Origin of the sequence: Candidatus Pantoea communis, from assembly GCF_011752685.1 — a bacterium.
In the GTDB taxonomy this organism is placed as follows: domain Bacteria; phylum Pseudomonadota; class Gammaproteobacteria; order Enterobacterales; family Enterobacteriaceae; genus Pantoea; species Pantoea communis.
Genome location: NZ_VWXC01000006.1, coordinates 50266 through 70006 on the forward strand (window position 1 = coordinate 50266; position 19741 = coordinate 70006).

The window sequence follows — 19741 nt, forward strand, 5'->3', positions numbered from 1 at the left end:
CATGCCCTGAAACGCAGCGACGTGGCTGCATGAACGTGATGTTCAAAAGCGCCTCAAGGCGCTTTTGTGCTGCTACTCAAATTATTTTGGCGATCTCATATGCCATGAGTCATAAGACTTGATGACTCGGCCATGAATTGTAAATCCTGCGTCATGACGAGGGTTGAGCCGGGTCGGTCGCGCTCGCGCTGCCGTTACTTTCCGGTTTGGCTTCATCTGAAGCCGCCGGTGCCGCAGGCGCATCCGGTACTTTCATCACTTTATCCCAGCTGTCCTGCAACATCTTCACATTGGTCTCAGCTTCACCTTGTGGTTGAATCAGCACCATCGTCAGTTCCTGCGTCAGCTGCTGGCGCAATTCCTGATTCAGCTGGTCACGCGTCAACCCACTGAGAAACGCCTGACGCAGCTTTTGATACTGCTCCGGCGCGATATCCACCACCGCATTCTGCTGCGAGCGCAGACGCTGCCCCATCAAGATATCGGTATCTGTGCGCGCATAGGTGGCGAACAGCTTATTCAGTTCCAGCAGCTTCTGCGCCATCAACGCATCAAACTCATCCTGCGGTAAACCTTTATCTCGCACTGCCGCTAGTTCTTTCGCCACCTGGTTCATGTTCTGCGCCAGCGATGCGTTCGGACTGTCCATGTTGATGGAACACTGCGCACGCTGGTAAAGCACGCGGCAATCAAAGCCCACCTGCACGCTCTGTGCTTTGCTGTCCGCCAGCGCGCGTTGCACATGCCAGAACAGCGCTTCACGCGCCAAATCACTCTGCCAATAGTGCTGTAAGTTCTGTGAGTCACGAATCGGTTGCCACGGCGTATCCCACACCAGCGACAGGCGATCCTGACTCATCCCGCCATTCACCAGATTGACGGGCTGATGCGGCAAAGGAGAGAGCGTAGGCAGCGCTGCGGGCGCAACCCGTTTACCCTTCAGCGCGGAGAAGGTTTTGTTGATTTGTTCTGCCATGCTGCGACTGTCAACGTTGCCCACCACATACAGGGTCATGCCATCCGGCGTGTACCACTGCTGATAGAAACTGTTGAGCTGTGCAATATCCACCGGCGCACGCGGCTGCTCGCCCGGATCGTGCGCCAGCATCGCTGAACCCTTCAGGCGATAGCGCCACCAGACATCCTGGGTATTTGGCGGCCAGGTGGCAATCGGATCGGTCGCGGTCAGCGCGGTCGAAACCACCTGCTCATTAATGGTCATTTTCCCTGCGGTCGCCGCCAGCCAGTTCAGCGCTTCTTTCAGCAGCTCCGGGCGGTTGTTGGGCAAGCTCAGGTTGTATTGGGTGTAATCGTACGATGAGATCGCTGGCGGCAACGGGCGTTGCGGATCCATGGCTTGCTGCCACAGTGCACGCTGTTGATTGGTATCCAGCGCGGTGTTGTGCACCATTGCCAGACGCGGTATCAGATGGCTGAAACCGGTTTGCTGAGCGCTCTCCACCAGTGAACCGGTGTTAACAATCAGACGTAATTCAATACGATCGCTTGGACGTTGTGGCGTGGTGAGTAACTGCCAGCTAAAACCATTGTCCAGTTTGCCTTCCTGCCACGCGGGATCGGGCTGGAGTGTCTCGGCGTGCGCGCCAAAGCCGGATGCCGCAAGGATTAATCCGCCAACCAAAAGTCGAATTCTGGTGCCCTGCATGTGAACCCCTACATAAACAGATCAACGCTCGTTATCGCGACATGTACGGTCACATCTTTGGTGACCGGCGCGGCCCATAGCCGCCACGTTTAATGAAGAACAGACTCTTTGACCACAGGAAGGTCAGGATGTCGCGCAACGAGGTAAAAAATCGGGAAAAAAATCAATGGGGTTTATTATGCAAATGCCCGCTGTCAGGGCAAGCGACAGCGGGCATTTCTCGGGAAATTAACGCAAATAGACGATCAGACGCTGGTTTGTGAGGCGTTATTGACCTTTTTCGCTGAAGAAAGCGTCGCTTTCATCTGCTTCTCATCCAGCTGACCGACCCACTTCGCCACCACCACCGTCGCCACGCCGTTACCCACCAGGTTGGTCAATGCACGCGCTTCGGACATAAAGCGGTCGATACCCAGAATCAGCGCCAGACCCGCTACCGGCAAATGTCCGACTGCAGACAAGGTGGCCGCCAGCACGATAAAGCCACTGCCGGTCACGCCCGCTGCGCCTTTTGAGGAGAGCAGCAGCACCACTAACAACGTGATCTGGTGGAAGATATCCATGTGCGCATTGGTGGCCTGGGCAATGAATACCGCCGCCATGGTCAGGTAAATCGAGGTGCCATCAAGGTTAAAAGAGTATCCCGTTGGAATAACGAGACCCACCACCGATTTCTTACAACCCAGCTTCTCCATCTTGTCGAGCATACGCGGCAGCGCAGATTCAGATGAAGAGGTACCCAGCACGATCAGCAGCTCTTCTTTGATGTAGGCGACAAATTTGAAGATGTTGAAGCCGGCCCAGCGTGCAATCAAACCTAACACCACCACCACAAACAGCACGCAGGTGATGTAGAAGCAGATGATCAGCTGACCGAGCTGCACCAGTGAGCCCACGCCGTATTTACCAATGGTAAACGCCATGGCACCGAAGGCACCGATCGGCGCAAGGCGCATAATCATATTGATAACGCCGAAGATCACTTTGGAGAAGCTCTCAATGACGTTGAACATCACAGTACCGGCGTTACCCAGACGATGCAGAGCAAAACCAAACAGAATGGCGAACAGCAGCACTTGCAGGATATTACCGCTGGCAAAGGCACCGATCACACTACCCGGGATAATATCAAGCAAGAAGGCAACAACACCCTGTTCTTGCGCCTGTTGGGCGTAAACCGCCACGGCTTTGGCATCCAAAGTCGCGGGATCAACGTTCATCCCCGCGCCCGGCTGCACCACATTAACCACGACCAGTCCAATAATCAGCGCGATGGTGCTGACAATTTCAAAGTAGAGCAGCGCAACTGCGCCAGTCCGTCCAACTGCTTTCATGCTCTCCATGCCGGCAATACCGGTCACCACCGTACAGAAAATCACGGGGGCGATGATCATCTTGATCAGCTTAACGAAACCATCGCCAAGCGGCTTCATTTGCGCGCCTAACTCAGGATAGTAGTGGCCTAACAGGACGCCGATGCCGATGGCAACCAGCACCTGGAAGTAGAGGCTTTTGAACAGTTTCATAACAGGTGTCCAGGTATAGACGGAATTCACCGCCGTTATTATGGAGAACGCATGCGGCAAGCCGCCTGGAAGCGAAAAACCTTACCGATTGCGGGAAAATAACACTCCGATAACAGGATTAATATACCCTTACATTCCTTACAAAAGTTACAAAACTCTAACTATGAACTGAAACGCTTCAGCAAACTATCTGACTGCAATTTCGTTAGGAAAATCAATAAACAATGTGATTATTCAGGATGTGACGAGCTGTCAAGCCAGCGTTGGTTGAAGACGTTAAGAGGGAGCGCTTCAGCGTATAAGTAGCCTTGCCCTATAGTAATTCCGCGTGCCAGCAGCCAGTCTCGCTGCTCATCGGTTTCCACGCCTTCAGCAATAACATCAAGATGAATGATGTCCGCAATCGCCGCGACAATACGCACCATGGTGTCATCATCCGGTAGCGCCGCGACAAAACTGCGGTCCATCTTCAGCTTGTTCACCGGCAGCGCTTTAAACTGATGCAGGTAATTGAGATTGGAGTAACCCATGCCAAAATCATCCAGCGCCACGGCCACGCCGGTTTGCTGCAGTGAACGCAGCAGCGAAATCGCTTGCTCGGCATCGCCAATCTGCGCGGTTTCGGTAATTTCCAGCACGAAATTGCCGGGTGCAATACGATGGCGCTCCAGCAAGCCTTGCAAATGGCTCACCATGCTGGGGTCACGCAACTGAACTGCCGATATATTGACGCTCAGCGGAATATTGATGCCCAGCTTCTGCCACGCGGCAAGGATGCGGCAGGCTTCTTCAAACACCCAGCGCCCAATCGCGGAAATCACCCCAATCTCTTCCGCGCTGGCGATAAACTCTTCTGACAAACCATAGCTGCCATCCGGCATACGCATACGCAATAGCGCTTCCGCGCCCGCCAGCTCACCGGTTTGCATATTGATTTGCGGCTGCAGATAAAGTGCAAATTGACCATCCTGCAACCCCTGCAGGATATCGTGCTCCTGCGTCAGGCGTTTTTGCGCCCGCTCAGTCAGCGCCGGATCAAAGAACAGAATCTGGTTTTTGCCCTGATGACGCGCCGACATCATTGCCGAGGTCGCGCGGTCGAGTTGCTCGCTGGCACTGACGACACTGTCATCATGCAGCGCCAGGCCAATACTGGCGTTTGGACGCAGCTGAAGTTGATGCAGGTTCACCGGCTGGTTAATGCGAATCATCAGGTTGCGCGCCAGACGCATGGCGCGGAACGGGTTGTGCGCGCGCTTCATCAGTAGCGCGAAATCACTGGGTCCGGTTTGCGCCAGCAGGGTGTGGTCGTCAACGGTGCTACGAATCTTCTCCACCAGCGTCAGCATCAGGGTGTCGCGCTGTTCATCACTCAGTACACCATTAGCTTCCTGCAACGTTTCAATACGAATCACCATCAATCCCCACGGCTGACGGCTATGGCGATGGCTGGCGTGCTGATCCAGTAACGCCAGGAACAGGGCACGGTTGGGCAGGTCGGTCACGGCAAAATGGGTGGTCATGCGACTCATCTCATCATGAATCGACTCCAGCACCTGTTGATTGCGGTTGTAGCTGCGGATCAGCATGCCGATTTCATCGTCGCGATGATTATGCGGCAGGTCGAGCTTGTGCGTGAGAATGGCCTGCGGTGGCAACTCCTGCAAATCACGCGACAAACTTCTCAAAGGATGGACGATCAGGCGATTGATACACCAGCTAATCGATACCGAAAGTATCAGCGCCAGCAGCAAATAGGTGGTAATCATGGTGGAGAGCGTGCTGAGCAGGAACTGGTATACCCGTGAGGAGTCGGCCTGCAGCACCAGATAGGCGATAGGCTTCGGCAGTCCAGTACGTTCTACCGAATAGAGCGGTAGTGTAATTTGCACCGGCAGTTCAAACAGACGTGCCACGAAGCGCGGCACCGGTTTTTCCGGCACAAAATCGGCATGCAGCGCCTGAAACGCATTCGGCAATACCACATCGGCACGAGACAGGATGCCCGCCGGTTTCAACGTATTCAGGATGCGTTCAGCTTGCGGAATATCGCCTTTCAGAACGGCTTCTGACAGCGGCTGGCGCACCGTGTGCGCGATATTTTCCATCTGCTGGGCGTAGTCAATCCTGCGCTGCTGCACAAAGTGGAATAACTGGATGACGATAAAAATGCTGATGGTCACCATTGCCACGGCGGACACCGTTGCCATCTGTTTTATCGTTAACGAGCGACTGACGCGCAACAAAACCCTCTCCCAACCACTTAAATCGACTATGTATACCCTAAATTATTCAAGGTGCAGGCAGGCGGCAAGGGAATGAATCCCCAGGAGCTTACTCAGGTAAGTGACTGGGATAAATGAGCACAGCCAACGCACCTGCAACTTGAAGAATGACGGGTATAGATGAAATGCGCAGCGAGTATATCGCAGGTCAGCATTTTTATGCGCCGGGATAAAGTCGAAAAAAGGCAGGAAGGGCGAGATAAAGTGGTGATTAGGAATTGTGCACGTTAAAGTCGCGGCGCAAAGTTTGCGCCGCGACCCCTGCTATTGCGGATAAGGCACCCAATCGCCGCCGTTCAGACGAATCCAGGGTTTACCCTGATACATCATCACCACCGCATTATCATTCTCGGACACCACCGGTGATTGCGGCAAATTATCCGCTAACACCGACATATTGACGTTCGGCGCGTTAAACACCTGACCATCCACCACACGGGAAATGATTTCGGAAATCGCCAGCAGACTGGTCGGCGTATCAATGCTCAACGGCTGCCCCTGATGCGGCGCTTTCATCCCGACAAACTTAATGCCCACCGGCACATGCGTAATGCTCGGGCTGGGAATATCACGCAGACCAGACATCTGCATTTTATCGCCCTGCAGCGCAGCACCGTGCTCCGGTACCACCAGCACCATCACGCGGCGTCCTGATTTCTCCAGATTGGTCAGGAATGTATCCAGCTGATCAAACAGCATTTTAGCGCGCGGCTGCCAGTCAGCGGTGCGCGTGCTGCCGAGTTCGCGCGTGCCGTCATGCAACGGAATCAGGTTATAGAAGGTGGCACTGCGCGCATCGCTGCTTTTAGTCCGATCGTCGAGCCAGCGCTGCATCAATTGCCCGTCATTGAACACTGGCGAACCATCAAAGGAGGTCAATTCTGGCGCAATTCCCGCTTGTGACATCAGCGGTGCCTGCAAATTGCCCTCTTCACGCAGCTCTTTGAGATAGTTACCAAACACGCCGGTATGATCCATCATCAGTTCCTGCTTAAAGCCCAGTTTCGCCAGGTTATCAAACAGGTAACAGCGCTGATCGGTGGCCTTATACAGATTAGAGTGTGAAGTCTGGCCACAGCTGGCACGCAGCAAACGAATCCCTGCCGGACCGCTGTAGCCGGTGGCAGAGTTGTAGTTGTCCAGCAGGATATCAAAATGCTTCCATAACGGATGGTCACGCAATTGTGCTACATCCATGTCCGACCATGACAGCGAACAGATGTTGATCACCAAAATATCAAACGGCTGAGAGTCCGCAGGCAGCGCATCCGGGAAATGGGTGGCGCGCTGGCGCTCACTGTCGTAGAAACGATTGAGCCAGGAGGTCAGATTGGCACTGGTCGGGGGTGCAGACTGGTCCAGTCCCTCCGGTGCTTTGGTCGCGGCTGGAGGGTTATTCAATGCCACTTCCGGTGTCGCCGCTTTGGTTGGCAGCAGATTCATCGCCGGTCCGGCAATGGTCAGCACGTTAAGCCAGATCAGCATCAGAGAAACCAGCACCGTGACGCGGATCCACTGCGCCACGAACATATAGATCACCAGCAGCACAAAGCCTGCGCCAATCATTTGCCAGTTGATAAAGCGCTCCAGCAGATCGAGCAGATAAGCTGAGGAGAAGCCTGCGACCTGGCTACCCTGGCTCATGATCGATTCCAGTCCCGGCAGCCAGGTGTCATGCCAGAACAGCGCAAAGCCAATCGGCAGTGACACCCAGTGACGCACACGATGCAAACGACGTGACGGCAGCGGGAACAGCAGCCACGCCAGGAACACCAGATTGCTCAGCGCATGAAAATTAAGGTAGCCGTACCACAACAGACCAAATTTGATCAGGAAGTAGAAATTCCAGCCGCCGAGACCGCGCCACCACGAAGCGTGCAGCGTCGAAGGTTTGTTATCACTCATTACGGTTTGGTATCCGTTTTAGCAGATTTGCGTTGCCACTGCCCTTCCGACTTCAGCGCACGCGGTGGCAGCAGACGCATCAGCAGGCTGGTGCTACTGCGCGGTAACCAGCGCACAAACAACGATTTCAGGAACAGTAAAATTAATAACAGCAGGATCGCCACCTGCACCCAATCCATCAGTGTCATCTGCGGCGATCTCCATCAAGATTGAGAACAATAGGTTGCGGGGTTTGCGCCCCACGCAGGTCAGAAGCGGACACCTTGTTTGCCCGCGGGGCCTCAATCGGTGCCATCGGCACTTCACGCTGCGCCACCGGCGTCAGCTGACGAATCTTGTGCACTTCCGACAAAATCTGGTTGTCCTCGAACCACACCACGCGGTTACTAAACAACTCATCGTGCGGCAGCGAGAAAATCGATTTCAACGCAATATCCAAATCGTTGAAGCGGCAGGATGACAGAAACAGATAGATGCGATCGTTAATCAGCGTCACCAAATCACCAAAACGACGCGGTTTACACAGCGTCAGAATCTGCTCAGGTTTCAGCTGCGGCACCGGGCGCAATGCCACCATCAGCCCCTTGTCGTTTTCTGGCAGCAGCGTATTGCTCATCAGCTGCTGTACCGCCGCGCAGAACGGCTCCAGCTGCAAATAGCCTTTTTGCTGCAGCGGCTGTAATGCCTGCATCAGCGCGGGCAAGTTGGCCGGAACATGACGCGTAAACTGCTGGCCCTGAATCCCTTCCAGCGTGGTGAGAAAGCGCGACAGCGTTTGAGCGCCGGGCACGATGGCATTGACGCCACAGGCCAGCAATAATCGCTCATCGCTATACCTAAGACTGGTACTGATTTCGCGTACCACAATTTTTAATGCGTTACCGCGTGAGCGGCGCAAACTGTGGACCATTTTTGCCAGGGCATTGATATCCTGGTTATGGACCAGACTAAAAATGACCGTGGCGGCGTTGGCCTGTTGCGCACGCGAAAATACGCTTTCATTATCACTAAACAGCTGCCACTGGCTGGAAAGCGGCGGTGCGCCTTCCAGCACCCCTTCTTGTGCCAGAAACTGATTTTCATCATTAAGGCTAAGGGGGGTGGTTTGCTCAACGTCATTAATGGCAATGAATTGATTATCATTACAACTCAGGCGAATCGCACGGTCAGCCAGTAATTTGTCTGCGGAGTACCACCAGTTAATTCGATATTGCCAGCTATCCTGTTGAAATTCTAAATGTGCGACACCATCAAGTTGGCGAAAATAACGCTGTAGATGGTTACGCAGATGAATAATCGACGCCCCCGAGGTGATCAGTAACAGCGTGATTTGTTTTTTGATCAACAACCGCCGCATGCGTTTCACCCAAAGCGTGAGTTCATCCTCGGATAATTTACTCCACTGCGCAGCGTTGCTGTAAAACAGCACTAAACCACTGCGGCTATTCAGTACACGCGCGAAATCATTCTCCAGATGCTGCAGGCCGGTTTTATTGGCCGGCAGCGAAAATAAGGGAATGCGCGCTGGGCCCGTCAGTGGGTCCGGCGTAAGTAAAGACTGAGGCTTCTCATCTGAACTGACCAGGGTTGCCGCCTGTTGATGGCTCACCACCTGACGCAGCAGTACCCGCGCGTCTTCCTGACGCTGACTGGTAATCCAATAAAACCCCGGATTTTGCAGGGTAACTAATTCCTGCTGAACCTGTTGTAGGCCAAGCGCATAGCGATTTTTCATATTTGTTTCGCGATCAGAACAATCCAGGCTAGTTTAATATAGACGGCAACGATTGGAACTGCTGAAATAATTAAAACCTGCGCTATCTCAAATGATATCGATTTTTACATAGTCTGCGCATTTTTCCGGGTTTAAACTTTACAAAAAATAGAACCACAATTCATCCATTGCTGTTTTTTGGTGGCAAAAAGTAATGAAAACAGAAAATGCCTTTTCGCTGATCGCGTCTACCACTGAAGATCAGGATGACATTAATACCCTGAGCGAAGCCTTTTCCCTTAAGGCATTTCGTTACATTGATATTGCCCGCGAAGAGCGACTGAATAGTCTGCTGACGCGCTGGCCGCTGCTGCGTGAATTATCCGCCGACCAGGAGCCTGAACGCTAATGCCGGTCATTGCCTTACAAGGTTTGCGCGGCGGTTGTGGCGCAACATCACTCAGTGCGGCACTTGGCTGGGCGCTCAATGCTTTACAGGAGTCGGTGCTGGTCATCGACTTTTCTGATTCGAATCAACTGGCTGCCCATTTTAACTTGCCGCTCAATCACACCCAGGGCTGGGTTCCCGCACTGCTGGAACAGCAGCCGTGGCAGCAGTGCGCGCAGCGCTATCAAACTGGTCTCGATTTCCTGCCGTTTGGCGCATTAACCTCTCAGCAGTGCTTAAGTCTGCAAAACGCCGACACCTCGTTCGCCACGCCGTTGCTGAAGGCGTTGCCGGCCCTGAAATCACACTATCGCTGGGTGATCCTCGACCTTCCGGCGGATCTGCTGCCGTGGCAACGATCCTTCGCCCTCCACGCCGATCGCCTGCTGCAGGTGCTATCGCTGGATGCTAACTGCCAGTTGCGGTTGCACCATCCGCGGTTTTTGCCGCACACGCTGTTTCTGATCAATCAATTCAACGCCAACAGTCAGCTGCAACAGGATCTGCATCAGCTGTGGCTGCGCACGCTGAAGAATCTGATTCCGCAGGTGATTCACCGCGATGAAGCACTGGCAGAAGCCTTGATGATGAAACAACCGGTGGGTGAATATCGTCCTCATGCGCTGGCGAGCGAAGAAATCAATACGCTGGCGAACTGGCTATTGCTGAACGTTGCGGGCGGTGCGGCGTGAATCCGTTGCGCTGGCTGCTGGTACCTCAGGCCTGGCAGGCGCTGCAAAGCCGTGCCCGCGTGGCGCGCCAGCACGGCGCGGGCCGCTTAACCGTGATGTTGCATCTGCTATGGTGCGTGCTCGCCTGGTCGCTGCTACGGCTGGAAATGCCCGGCTGGCAGCGCTTGCTGCAACAGCGTCAGCGATACTATCCGCAAATCTCACCGTTACGTCCACGCCCGTTAGACGTTGTGCGTTACGCCATGCAGAGCCTGTGGCTGATGCTGGTGTTACCGCTCGACAACAGCGCACGCAGCGAGCGCAAACGGTTTAACGCGTTTGGCCCCCTGTTCCGCTGGCGCCAGCAGTTTTATCAATGGCTGGGAGCGCTTCCCGCGCACATGGCGAAAACGGGCATTCATCTGCGTACCGAACAGCAGTTGCAGAAACTGCCACCGCGTGTACGCCAGCTGCTGTTTATTGTCGCGGCGATTGTCGCCAGCCTGCTGGCGCTATTGTGTATTTCACAGCCGTTTGGCATCACCACGCAATTTGTCTTCGTGCTACTGCTATGGGGCCTGGCGATGATGGTGCGTCGCGTGCCGGGCCGCCTCTCTACTATCATGCTGATTGTGCTGTCACTCACCATTTCCTGTCGTTATTTGTGGTGGCGCTACACTGAAACCCTGAACTGGGACGATCCGCTGAGTCTGACATTCGGTCTGCTGCTGATTGGCGCTGAAACCTACTCATGGACGGTGCTGGTACTGGGCTATTTCCAGACGCTGTGGCCACTCAATCGCCAGCCGGTCTCCATGCCACCCGAGATCACATCCTGGCCCAGCGTCGATATCCTGGTGCCCACCTACAACGAACCGCTGAGCGTGGTGAAACCAACCATTTATGCCGCGATGGGCATCGACTGGCCGCAGGACAAGCTCAACATCTACCTTCTGGATGACGGCAGCCGCGAGGAGTTTCGCGAATTTGCCGCCAGCGTGGGCATCAATTACGTGGTGCGCCCTACCCATGAACATGCCAAAGCCGGCAACATCAATCACGCATTGAAAGTGGCCTGCCGCAGCGATTACGTGGCGATTTTTGACTGTGACCACGTACCGACGCGCTCTTTCCTGCAGATGACCATGGGCTGGTTCCTGAAGGATCACCGCCTTGCGATGCTGCAAACGCCGCACCACTTCTTCTCGCCCGATCCGTTCGAGCGTAACCTTGGTCGCTTCCGCCAGACACCCAATGAAGGCTCGCTGTTCTACGGCCTGGTGCAGGACGGTAACGATACCTGGGATGCGGCGTTCTTCTGCGGCTCTTGCGCCGTATTGCGCCGCGCCGCGCTGGATGAGATTGGCGGCATAGCGGTGGAAACCGTAACCGAAGATGCGCACACCTCGCTGCGTCTGCATCGTCAGGGTTACACTTCCGCCTATATCCGTATTCCACAGGCGGCGGGCCTCGCCACCGAGAGTTTGTCCGCACACATCGGCCAGCGTATTCGCTGGGCGCGCGGCATGGTGCAGATTTTCCGCCTCGACAATCCGCTGATGGGCAAGGGCCTAAAGCTGGTACAGCGGCTGTGCTACGCCAACGCCATGTTGCACTTCCTCGCCGGGATTCCACGTCTGATCTTCCTGCTGGCACCGCTGGCGTTTCTGCTATGCCACGCCTACATCATCTACGCGCCGGCGCTGGCGATTGCAATCTATGTACTGCCACACATGGTGCACACCAGCCTGACCAACTCCCGTATTCAGGGACGCTGGCGTCACTCGTTCTGGAGTGAAGTGTATGAAACCGTGCTGGCGTGGTACATCGCGCGTCCCACCACCGTCGCGCTGTTCAACCCGCACAAAGGCAAGTTCAACGTCACCGCAAAAGGTGGCCTGGTCGAAGAGCGTCACCTCGATTGGGTGATCACCAAGCCCTACATGATGCTGGTGCTGCTGAATATCGCGGGCATCGGCATGGCGTTCTGGCGCATGGCGTATGGCCCGGCTAACGAGTTACTCACCATCTGGGTCAGCCTGGTGTGGGTGGTGTACAACATGATTATTCTCGGCGGTGCCGTAGCCGTTTCGGTGGAAGCGCGCCAGATTCGTGAAGCACATCGCGTGGAGATCGCCATGCCCGCCGCCATTGCACGTGAAGATGGCCATATGGTGCCGTGCACCCTGCGCGACTATTCAGATGGTGGTGTCGGTGTCGAACTGCGTGAGGCGGATGCACTGAAAGAGGATGAGCCGGTGTGGCTGCTGCTGCGCCGTGGCCAGCAGGAGTTCAGCTTCCCGTGCCAGGTTCAGCGTGTATTTGGCCGTCGCGCGGGGATTCGCCTGCATCAGCTCACCACCCGCCAGCATATTGAATTTATCCAGTGTACCTTCGCCCGCGCCGACACCTGGGCGCTGTGGCAGGACGGCTTCCCGGAAGATAAACCGGTGCAGAGTCTGGCCGATATTATGGTGCTGGGTTTCAAAGGTTACCTGCGTCTGGCGGAGTATGGCCCTGCCCCGCTGCGCCGTCTTTTCCGTGCACTGACTTCCCTGGTGAGCTGGCTGGCAACACTGCTGCCGCAGGGCATTAGCCGCGCACCTGCGGCAATCAAAACCGATTTTTCATAAGTTGATGATATGACCATGACGAGAAAACTGAGCTGGTTTACTGCCCTGCTGCTGGGCACTGCAACGCTGGCACAGGCCGCACCGCAGCCTTCTGCCCCTGAAGCACCGCGCGCCAGCGCACAGATACCGCTGCCGGTCGTCAGCCAGCCGCTGGATGCCAATGCCCCGCTGCGCGACAGCCAACTGCTGTTTAATCAGGTCGCGCCGCCGCCGGGCAGCATGACGCTGCGCGGCACCGAGCCTACCAGCCAGATCGAGTTCGGCGTGCGCAGTGATGAAGTGGTGACACGCGCCATGCTGACGCTCAGCTATCGCCCTTCACCGGCGCTGATTCCGACGCTGTCGCAGCTCAAGGTCTATCTCAACGATGAGCTGGTGGGACTGGTCACCGTGACCGCCGATCAGCTGGGCAAAGAAAATCAAACTCAGTTGCCGATCGATCCGCGTTTTATTGGCGATTTTAACCGCGTGCGCCTTGAACTGGTGGGCCACTACGCCAACGTGTGTGAAAACCCGGCCAACAGCACCATCTGGATGGATATCAGTAAAGAGAGCAAACTCGACCTGACGCTGCAAAAGCTGCCGTTGAAAAACGACCTGTCGCACTTCCCGGAACCGTTCTTTGATGCCCGCGACAGCCGCCCACTGCAATTGCCGATGGTGTTCAGCACTCAGCCTAACCTGCTGCAGCAGCGTGCCGCAGGGATTCTGGCTTCGTGGTTCGGCAGCAAAGCACAGTGGCGTGGTCAATCCTTCCCGGTCCTGTATAACCAGCTACCAAAAGAACAGCATGCGGTGGTGTTTGCCACCAACGATCATCGCCCGGACTTCCTGAAAGATCTGCCACCGGTGGAGAAACCCACGGTGGAAATGGTGAGCCAGCCGGACAATCCCTACGAAAAAATGCTGCTGATTCTCGGCCGCGATGACAACGATTTGCTGACCGCCGTCGAAGGTATTGCGCAAGGCGAACTGCTGCTGCGCGGGGATACCTCAACCATCGACAGTGTAAAAATGCTGGCACCGCGTCAGGCCTATGATGCGCCAAACTGGGTGCGCACCGATCGCCGCACCACGTTTGCCGAGCTGACACAGTATCAGAACCAGCTACAGGCCGATGGTTTGCAACCGAACCCGATCAGTCTGACGCTGAACCTGCCGCCTGACCTGTTTCTGGTGCGTGCGCGCGGCATCGACATGGATCTGATTTACCGCTACACCTCGCCGATCCAGCAAGATGGCTCGCGCCTGGCGGTGCATCTGAACAATCAGTTCATGCAGGATTACCCGCTGACGCCGAAAGACACGGCAGGCCAGCAGATCATGCGCATTCCGCTCATGCAAGGCCTACAGGACAGCAACCGCCAGTTGACCATCCCGGCGCTGCGCCTCGGCGTGGTCAACCAACTGCGCTTCAGCTTTGATTACGCCAACACCTTTATTGGTGGCACCGCCGACGGCCGTTGCGAAACCGTCACCGCGGTGGGCCACCATGTGGTGATCGATGACAACTCCAGCATCGACTTCTCCGGCTATCGCCACTACATCGAAATGCCGTCACTGGGTGCATACGCCAACGCCGGTTTCCCTTACAGCCGTTATGCCGATTTGGCGCAGACGCTGGTATTAGTACAGCCGAAGCCCGCGAACGGTGAAGTGAGCACTATGCTGAACGCACTGGGCGCCATCGGTGCCCAGACCGGCTATCCGGCGCTGCGCGTGCAGATGAGCGATGACTGGAACCAGGCAAAAGATAAAGACGCAGACCTGCTAATGATCGGCGGCATTCCGCAGGATCTGCAGGATGACAAAAAGATCAACCTGCTGGCGGATGCGGCGCGTAGCTGGATCAACATGCCATCACGCCCGATTACCGCGCAGAACGTACCGGTGTCCGCCAGCGATCGTGCGGTAGAGAGCCAGACCGGTATCCGCTCACGCGGCCCGATGGGTGCCATCGTCGGCTTCCAGTCGCCGTTTAACGATCAGCGCAGCGTGGTTGCGCTGCTGGCCGACAGCCCGCGCGGCTGGGATTTGCTGAATAATGCCCTGCTCGACAGCGGCAAGCGCGCCGCCGTGTTCGGTTCTGCCACCGTTGTGCGTGAGTCGGGCGTCACCAGCGTGCGCGTCGGCGATACCTACTTCGTCGGTCATCTGCCGTGGTGGGAGCGGCTGTGGAATCTGCTGGCAACGCATCCGGTGTGGCTGGCGATTTGTGCCGTGGTGGTGGTGATCTTGTTTGCTCTGATGGCATGGCGCCTGATGCGCATGGTGAGCCGTCGCCGCCTGGCCGAGCTGGAAGACGATGAATAAACTGCCACTCGGTCTGCTGATTGCCACTATCCTGGCGGGCTCCGGCATGGCTGCCGAGGGTCCGCAGGTGTCACCGGTCGCATGGCTACTGATGCAGATTCGCACCGGTGAATCCACCAACAAGTATGATCTGGTGCAGCAGTCGCTTTATCGCCTGGAAAAAATCGACCCTGATAATCCGCAGGTGCTGGCGGCGCAAATTCGCATGGCGTTGCGTCAGGGCGATCAGGCGAAAGCGCAGACGCTGCTGGATGAACTGAAGAAAGTGGCGCCGAATGACGTGGCGACGCGTGAATCGGAAACCGGCCTGCGTCTGATGAGCGCTGAAGGGCGCCAGCAACTGCAGCAGGCACGTTTGCTGGCCACCGCAGGACGCGTTGAAGAAGCGAAAACGGCCTGGGATGCCTTGTTCCACGGCGTGTTCCCGGATGTGAATACTGAACTGGAATACTGGCGACTGGTGGCACGTTTACCCGGTCAGCAGCCCACCGCTTATCGCCAGTTGCAGGCGCTGGAAGCGCGTTATCCCGGCAATATCGGGGTTGAACTGCAGCTGGCGCGCATGGCGTTTGATAACAATCAGCCAGGCGAGGCGCTGGTGCAGCTGCGTCGTCTGGCCAATCGTGACGGCGGGCGTGATGCCGCCTCCGAACTCTGGCTGCAACAGATTCAAAATCAGCCGGTGTCAGACAGTACTGTTGCCAGTCTGAAGCAGTATCTGCAGGTATTCACTTCCGGTGATGCGCAACAACGCGGCGAGGAAGAACTGGCCCGACAGCAGAAGCTGCTGGCCGATCCCGCTTATCGCCAACGCATGCGCGGGCTGGCGCTGGTGGATGCCGGTGGAGGCGCAGGTGCCATCGCGTCACTCAGCGCCGCGCTGAAAGCCAACCCGAATGATGCCGAACTGATGGGCGCGATGGGTCAGGCGCAGGCGCGAGCCAATAACCGCGCAGCGGCGATCGGCTGGCTGCAGAAAGCGATTCAGGCCGGACAGGCCAGCACCCAGATTGGCAAGTGGCAATCACTGTTGCAAACCAACCGCTACTGGCTGGCGATCAACAACGGTGACGACGCGCTAAAAAAAGGCGATGTGGCCGGTGCGGAACGCCAGTACCGCAGTGCGCAGGCCATTGATAACCGTGACAGCTGGGCGTTGATTGGCCTCGGCGATGTCGCGCAGGCGCGCAAAAACGACGCGCAGGCAGAACAGTACTGGCAACAGGCGCTGCGCCTCGATCGCAGCAATACCACCGCCGTGCGCCGACTGGCCGCGCTGTATCAGCAGCAGTCACCTGCTCGCGCGATGGCGTTTATCAATGCCCTGCCCACCGCGCAACAGCGGTCGCTGGCGGAGACGTTGCGTTCACTGCGCAGCGACAGCCTGCGGGCTGAAGCGGATACGCTGGCCCAGCAAGGTCAGTGGCATCAGGCGGTGGTGAAATATCGCCTGGCCGCGCAGGACAACCCCAACGATATCTGGCTCTCGTATCGTTTAGCCGGTGCGCTACGCAGCAGTGGCGAAGAAGCACAAGGCGCTCAGGTGATGGACGCCATGGTGCGCCAGCACGCGCAGGAACCCGCTGCGCTCTACGCCTGGGCGCTGTGGCTTTCGTCTGGCGATCAGGATGATGCGGCGCTGGCGGCACTGCATCGCCTGCCGGAAACCCGCTGGGACAGCAATATGCACGAGCTGGCGGACCGCCTAACGCAGGATAAAGTCTACGCCCGTGCCAGTGAGCTGCGCGCCAACGGCAATGAATCTGCCGCGCTGGCGCTGTTGCAACAGCAGCCGGCCTCGACGCGACGTGATATCACCCTGGCGGATTGGGCTCTGGAACGCGGCGACGCAAAATCTGCACTGGCGAGTTACCAACGCGTCCTGCAGCAGGATGCGACTAATAATGACGCTGCGCTGGGCCGTATCGAAGCCCTTATCGCCCTGAAACGCAAAGACGAAGCACGCATAGTGCTGCAGACTTTACCTGCCAGCGTGGCGCAGCAAAATATCAACAGCGGACGCCGCGTGGCGCTGGCCTGGCAAAACAGCGGCGATACGGCGCATGCGCAGCAGCTATTCGATGATTTAAAAACCCGTGCTGCCAAAGAAGCCCCGTCGCAAAGCAAAGCGCTGGTGTATCGCGATGCCGCACGGCTGGAAACTCAGCAGCAACAGCCGGATGCAGCGCAGCAGGATTATCGCCTGGCAATGACGGCCAGCGGCATCAGCGCCGACGCACCGCAGGATAATGACAGCTACACCCGTTTGACGCGTAACGATGCCAGTGATGACTGGCTGAAGCGCGGTATTCGCAGCGATGCCGCCGATCTCTATCGTCAGCAGGACACCACCTTCACGCTTGAACAGGATTATTCGCGCGATAAAGGCACCGGCGGTATCTCCGATTTCACCGCGCATACCACCATGATGCAGGCGGAGACACCGCTGGCCGACGGGCGCAGCTTTTTACGCGTCGATCATGTTCTGGTATCAGCGGGCACTTTCTCTACCAGCAATGGCAGCCACAGCGAACGCTTTGGTAGCTGTAATGATGATAACTCCGGTGGCTGTAGCCGCGACTTTACCCAGCGTGATGAAGGCACGGCGATAGGCGTTGGCTGGCATAACGATCGCTGGTCTGGCGATATCGGCACCACACCGCTCGGCTTTGAAGTCACTAACTGGGTGGGCGGTCTGAGCTGGAAAACCGACGTGGAAGATATTGGCGTGACGTTCACCGCGTCACGCCGACCGATCTCCAGCTCGCTGCTGGCCTATGCCGGTGCACGCGATCCGTCGGCCAACGGCGGCAAAACCTGGGGCGGCGTAGTGGCAACCGGTGGTTCGGTGGGGCTGAGTTACGATCAGGGCGGTGCGAATGGCGTATGGGCCGATATCAGCGCCCACCAAATTACCGGAGAAAATGTCGCAGACAACAGCCGTGAACGCCTGATGGCAGGCTATTACTACAAGTTGATCAACGAAGATAATCGCCGTGCCACCGTCGGACTGAACAGCATGCTGTGGCATTACCAGAAAGACCTGAGCGACTACACCTTCGGCCAGGGGGGCTATTACAGTCCGCAGCAGTATTTCTCGCTGGCGGTGCCGGTCACTTATCGCCAGCGCACCGAGAACTGGTCGTTTGATCTGGGCGGCTCGGTCTCCTGGTCACAATCGCAAACCGACGGTCAGCAGCGTTATCCGGTCAATCCTGGCTTTACGCTGGCTTCCAACCCGACCTCCGACAGCAGCTCCGGCAACGGTTTCGGTTACACCCTGCAAGCAGTGGTAGAACGACGCATCACTCCGCACTGGTCAGTCGGTCTCGCGATGGATATTCAGCAAGCCAAGGATTACACCCCGAGTCACGGCTTGATCTACATGCGTTATTCAATGGGCGGCTGGAATGGCGATATGGATATGCCACCACAACCGCTTGAGCCGTATGCGGACTTCAAATAAAAAAGCCGCACTTCGTTGATGAAGTGCGGCCCTTTCAATTACGTAGTACGTTGCACTGCTACAAAAATCGCGCTATGTGCTGACAACGCGATGTATCGCGAAATATTTAACGCTTTTCCTGATACGCCAGCCAGGTCAGTAACTGCAAGCTGGCGGAGAAGTAGTTCTGATCCGGCGCTAAACGATCGCTGAGATAACCGGTTTGATTCAGAGTCAGATCGCGAATCGCCAGCAAGCCGCCGTCCATATTGTAGAGCGCAGGGGTGTTGGCGAGCACATCAAACCAGGCCGGTGTCGTCTGGCGACCATAGCCCTGCCAGACGCGCTGGAACGGCACCAGACGCAGGCTTTGCGGGTCATACCACCAGATATTGAGCGGAATACGAATCGCATCGTAGCTAAAGCGATTGGAGTAACCCACTGCCGGTGCCACTGAACCATCGGCATTCAGCGCCACCCAATCGAGCGGCAGACCGGTTTTGCCAAAGTGCATATCACCGAGCAGTTCCATGCCGTCATCGATCAGGTTATTCCATACGCGCAAATGGCTGCGCTCAGCAAACTCCTGCCAGGCGGCAAACAGGAAATAAGAGGGATTCAGCACCACATAGCTGTTTTTATTGAAGCCCTGTGCGCCTGGCAACATCACCGTGTGGCCGCCAAACGTGATCACGTTTTGTTTGACGATGGCGCGCTGAATACGGTCAGAAGTTGACTGATAATCACCGCCCCACTTTTGGCCTGCGCGCTGCAGTGCCCACGCAATCAGCACATCGCCATCAGAGGCATTGTTCTTGTCGGCAATCGGGTCTGAAGCACCCGGCGTGTAACGCCAGTAGAACAGATCGTTTTGCGGATTACGCAGATGAGTGCGCGTCCACTTCCACAGCAGATCAAACGTGGTGCGGTCGTCGTTCGCGACGGCCAGCAGCATGCCATAACCCTGACCTTCGGTATGACTGACATTATTGTTGGCCGTATCACTGATACGTCCATCGCCGCTCATAAAGCGGCCTTTGAAGGTGCTCCAGCCATCTGCAGCAGCCTGGGCGCTGAAAAACATCACCATGAAACACAGCATCCATTGACGCCAGAAGCGCATGACTCTCATCAA

At 56.4% G+C, this 19741-nt stretch carries 12 protein-coding genes; 5 read left to right on the plus strand and 7 right to left on the minus strand.

From position 1 onward, the window contains the following. Positions 1-151: 151 nt before the first annotated feature. From F3J37_RS10025 to bcsE, 6 genes are all read right to left on the minus strand, one after another. Positions 152-1666 carry a M16 family metallopeptidase gene (locus F3J37_RS10025; RefSeq protein ID WP_166933247.1) on the minus strand — a complete coding sequence of 505 codons (1515 nt, stop codon included), beginning with the start codon at positions 1664-1666 and terminating at the stop codon, positions 152-154. A 245-nt stretch (positions 1667-1911) separates the two neighbouring features. Then, complete coding sequence (locus tag F3J37_RS10030; protein WP_034827821.1) at positions 1912-3192, minus strand: dicarboxylate/amino acid:cation symporter; 1281 nt, start codon at positions 3190-3192, stop codon at positions 1912-1914. A gap of 230 nt (positions 3193-3422) precedes the next feature. Further along, positions 3423-5435: a biofilm formation regulator HmsP gene (hmsP, locus tag F3J37_RS10035; RefSeq protein ID WP_182057602.1), complete on the minus strand. Its 2013-nt coding sequence runs from the start codon at positions 5433-5435 to the stop codon at positions 3423-3425. 306 nt (positions 5436-5741) lie between these two features. Next, positions 5742-7382 carry a cellulose biosynthesis protein BcsG gene (bcsG, locus tag F3J37_RS10040; protein WP_166933249.1) on the minus strand — a complete coding sequence of 547 codons (1641 nt, stop codon included), beginning with the start codon at positions 7380-7382 and terminating at the stop codon, positions 5742-5744. Then, entirely contained in the window at positions 7382-7570 is a 189-nt protein-coding gene (gene bcsF / locus F3J37_RS10045; protein WP_038643825.1) for a cellulose biosynthesis protein BcsF, read from the minus strand. The genes bcsG and bcsF overlap by 1 nt, the downstream gene beginning before the upstream one ends. Then, a complete protein-coding gene (gene bcsE / locus F3J37_RS10050) occupies positions 7567-9117 on the minus strand; it encodes a cellulose biosynthesis protein BcsE (protein ID WP_166933251.1) in 1551 nt (516 codons plus the stop codon). The genes bcsF and bcsE overlap by 4 nt, the downstream gene beginning before the upstream one ends. 193 nt (positions 9118-9310) lie before the next feature. On the opposite strand from bcsE, the gene bcsR reads away from it, so the two are divergent. The 5 genes from bcsR to bcsC are packed head-to-tail and all read left to right on the plus strand — an operon-like array spanning position 9311 to position 18627. Then, complete coding sequence (gene bcsR, locus F3J37_RS10055; RefSeq protein ID WP_034827811.1) at positions 9311-9505, plus strand: cellulose biosynthesis protein BcsR; 195 nt, start codon at positions 9311-9313, stop codon at positions 9503-9505. Beyond that, positions 9505-10236 (plus strand): cellulose biosynthesis protein BcsQ, encoded by a 732-nt coding sequence (gene bcsQ, locus F3J37_RS10060; RefSeq protein WP_058960387.1) that lies wholly within the window; start codon positions 9505-9507, stop codon positions 10234-10236. Before bcsR ends, bcsQ begins: the two co-directional genes overlap by 1 nt. Then, on the plus strand, positions 10233-12848 hold the full coding sequence (bcsA, locus tag F3J37_RS10065; protein WP_166933252.1) for a UDP-forming cellulose synthase catalytic subunit: 2616 nt from the start codon (positions 10233-10235) through the stop codon (positions 12846-12848). The genes bcsQ and bcsA overlap by 4 nt, the downstream gene beginning before the upstream one ends. 15 nt (positions 12849-12863) lie before the next feature. Next, positions 12864-15161, plus strand: a complete 2298-nt coding sequence (gene bcsB / locus F3J37_RS10070; RefSeq protein WP_166933254.1) for a cellulose biosynthesis cyclic di-GMP-binding regulatory protein BcsB — start codon at positions 12864-12866, stop codon at positions 15159-15161. Further along, positions 15154-18627 (plus strand): cellulose synthase complex outer membrane protein BcsC, encoded by a 3474-nt coding sequence (gene bcsC / locus F3J37_RS10075; protein ID WP_166933255.1) that lies wholly within the window; start codon positions 15154-15156, stop codon positions 18625-18627. The genes bcsB and bcsC overlap by 8 nt, the downstream gene beginning before the upstream one ends. A gap of 106 nt (positions 18628-18733) precedes the next feature. Here the strand turns inward: bcsC and F3J37_RS10080 are convergent, their stop codons facing one another. Then, entirely contained in the window at positions 18734-19738 is a 1005-nt protein-coding gene (locus F3J37_RS10080; RefSeq protein WP_166933257.1) for a family 8 glycosyl hydrolase, read from the minus strand. Positions 19739-19741: the final 3 nt, after the last annotated feature.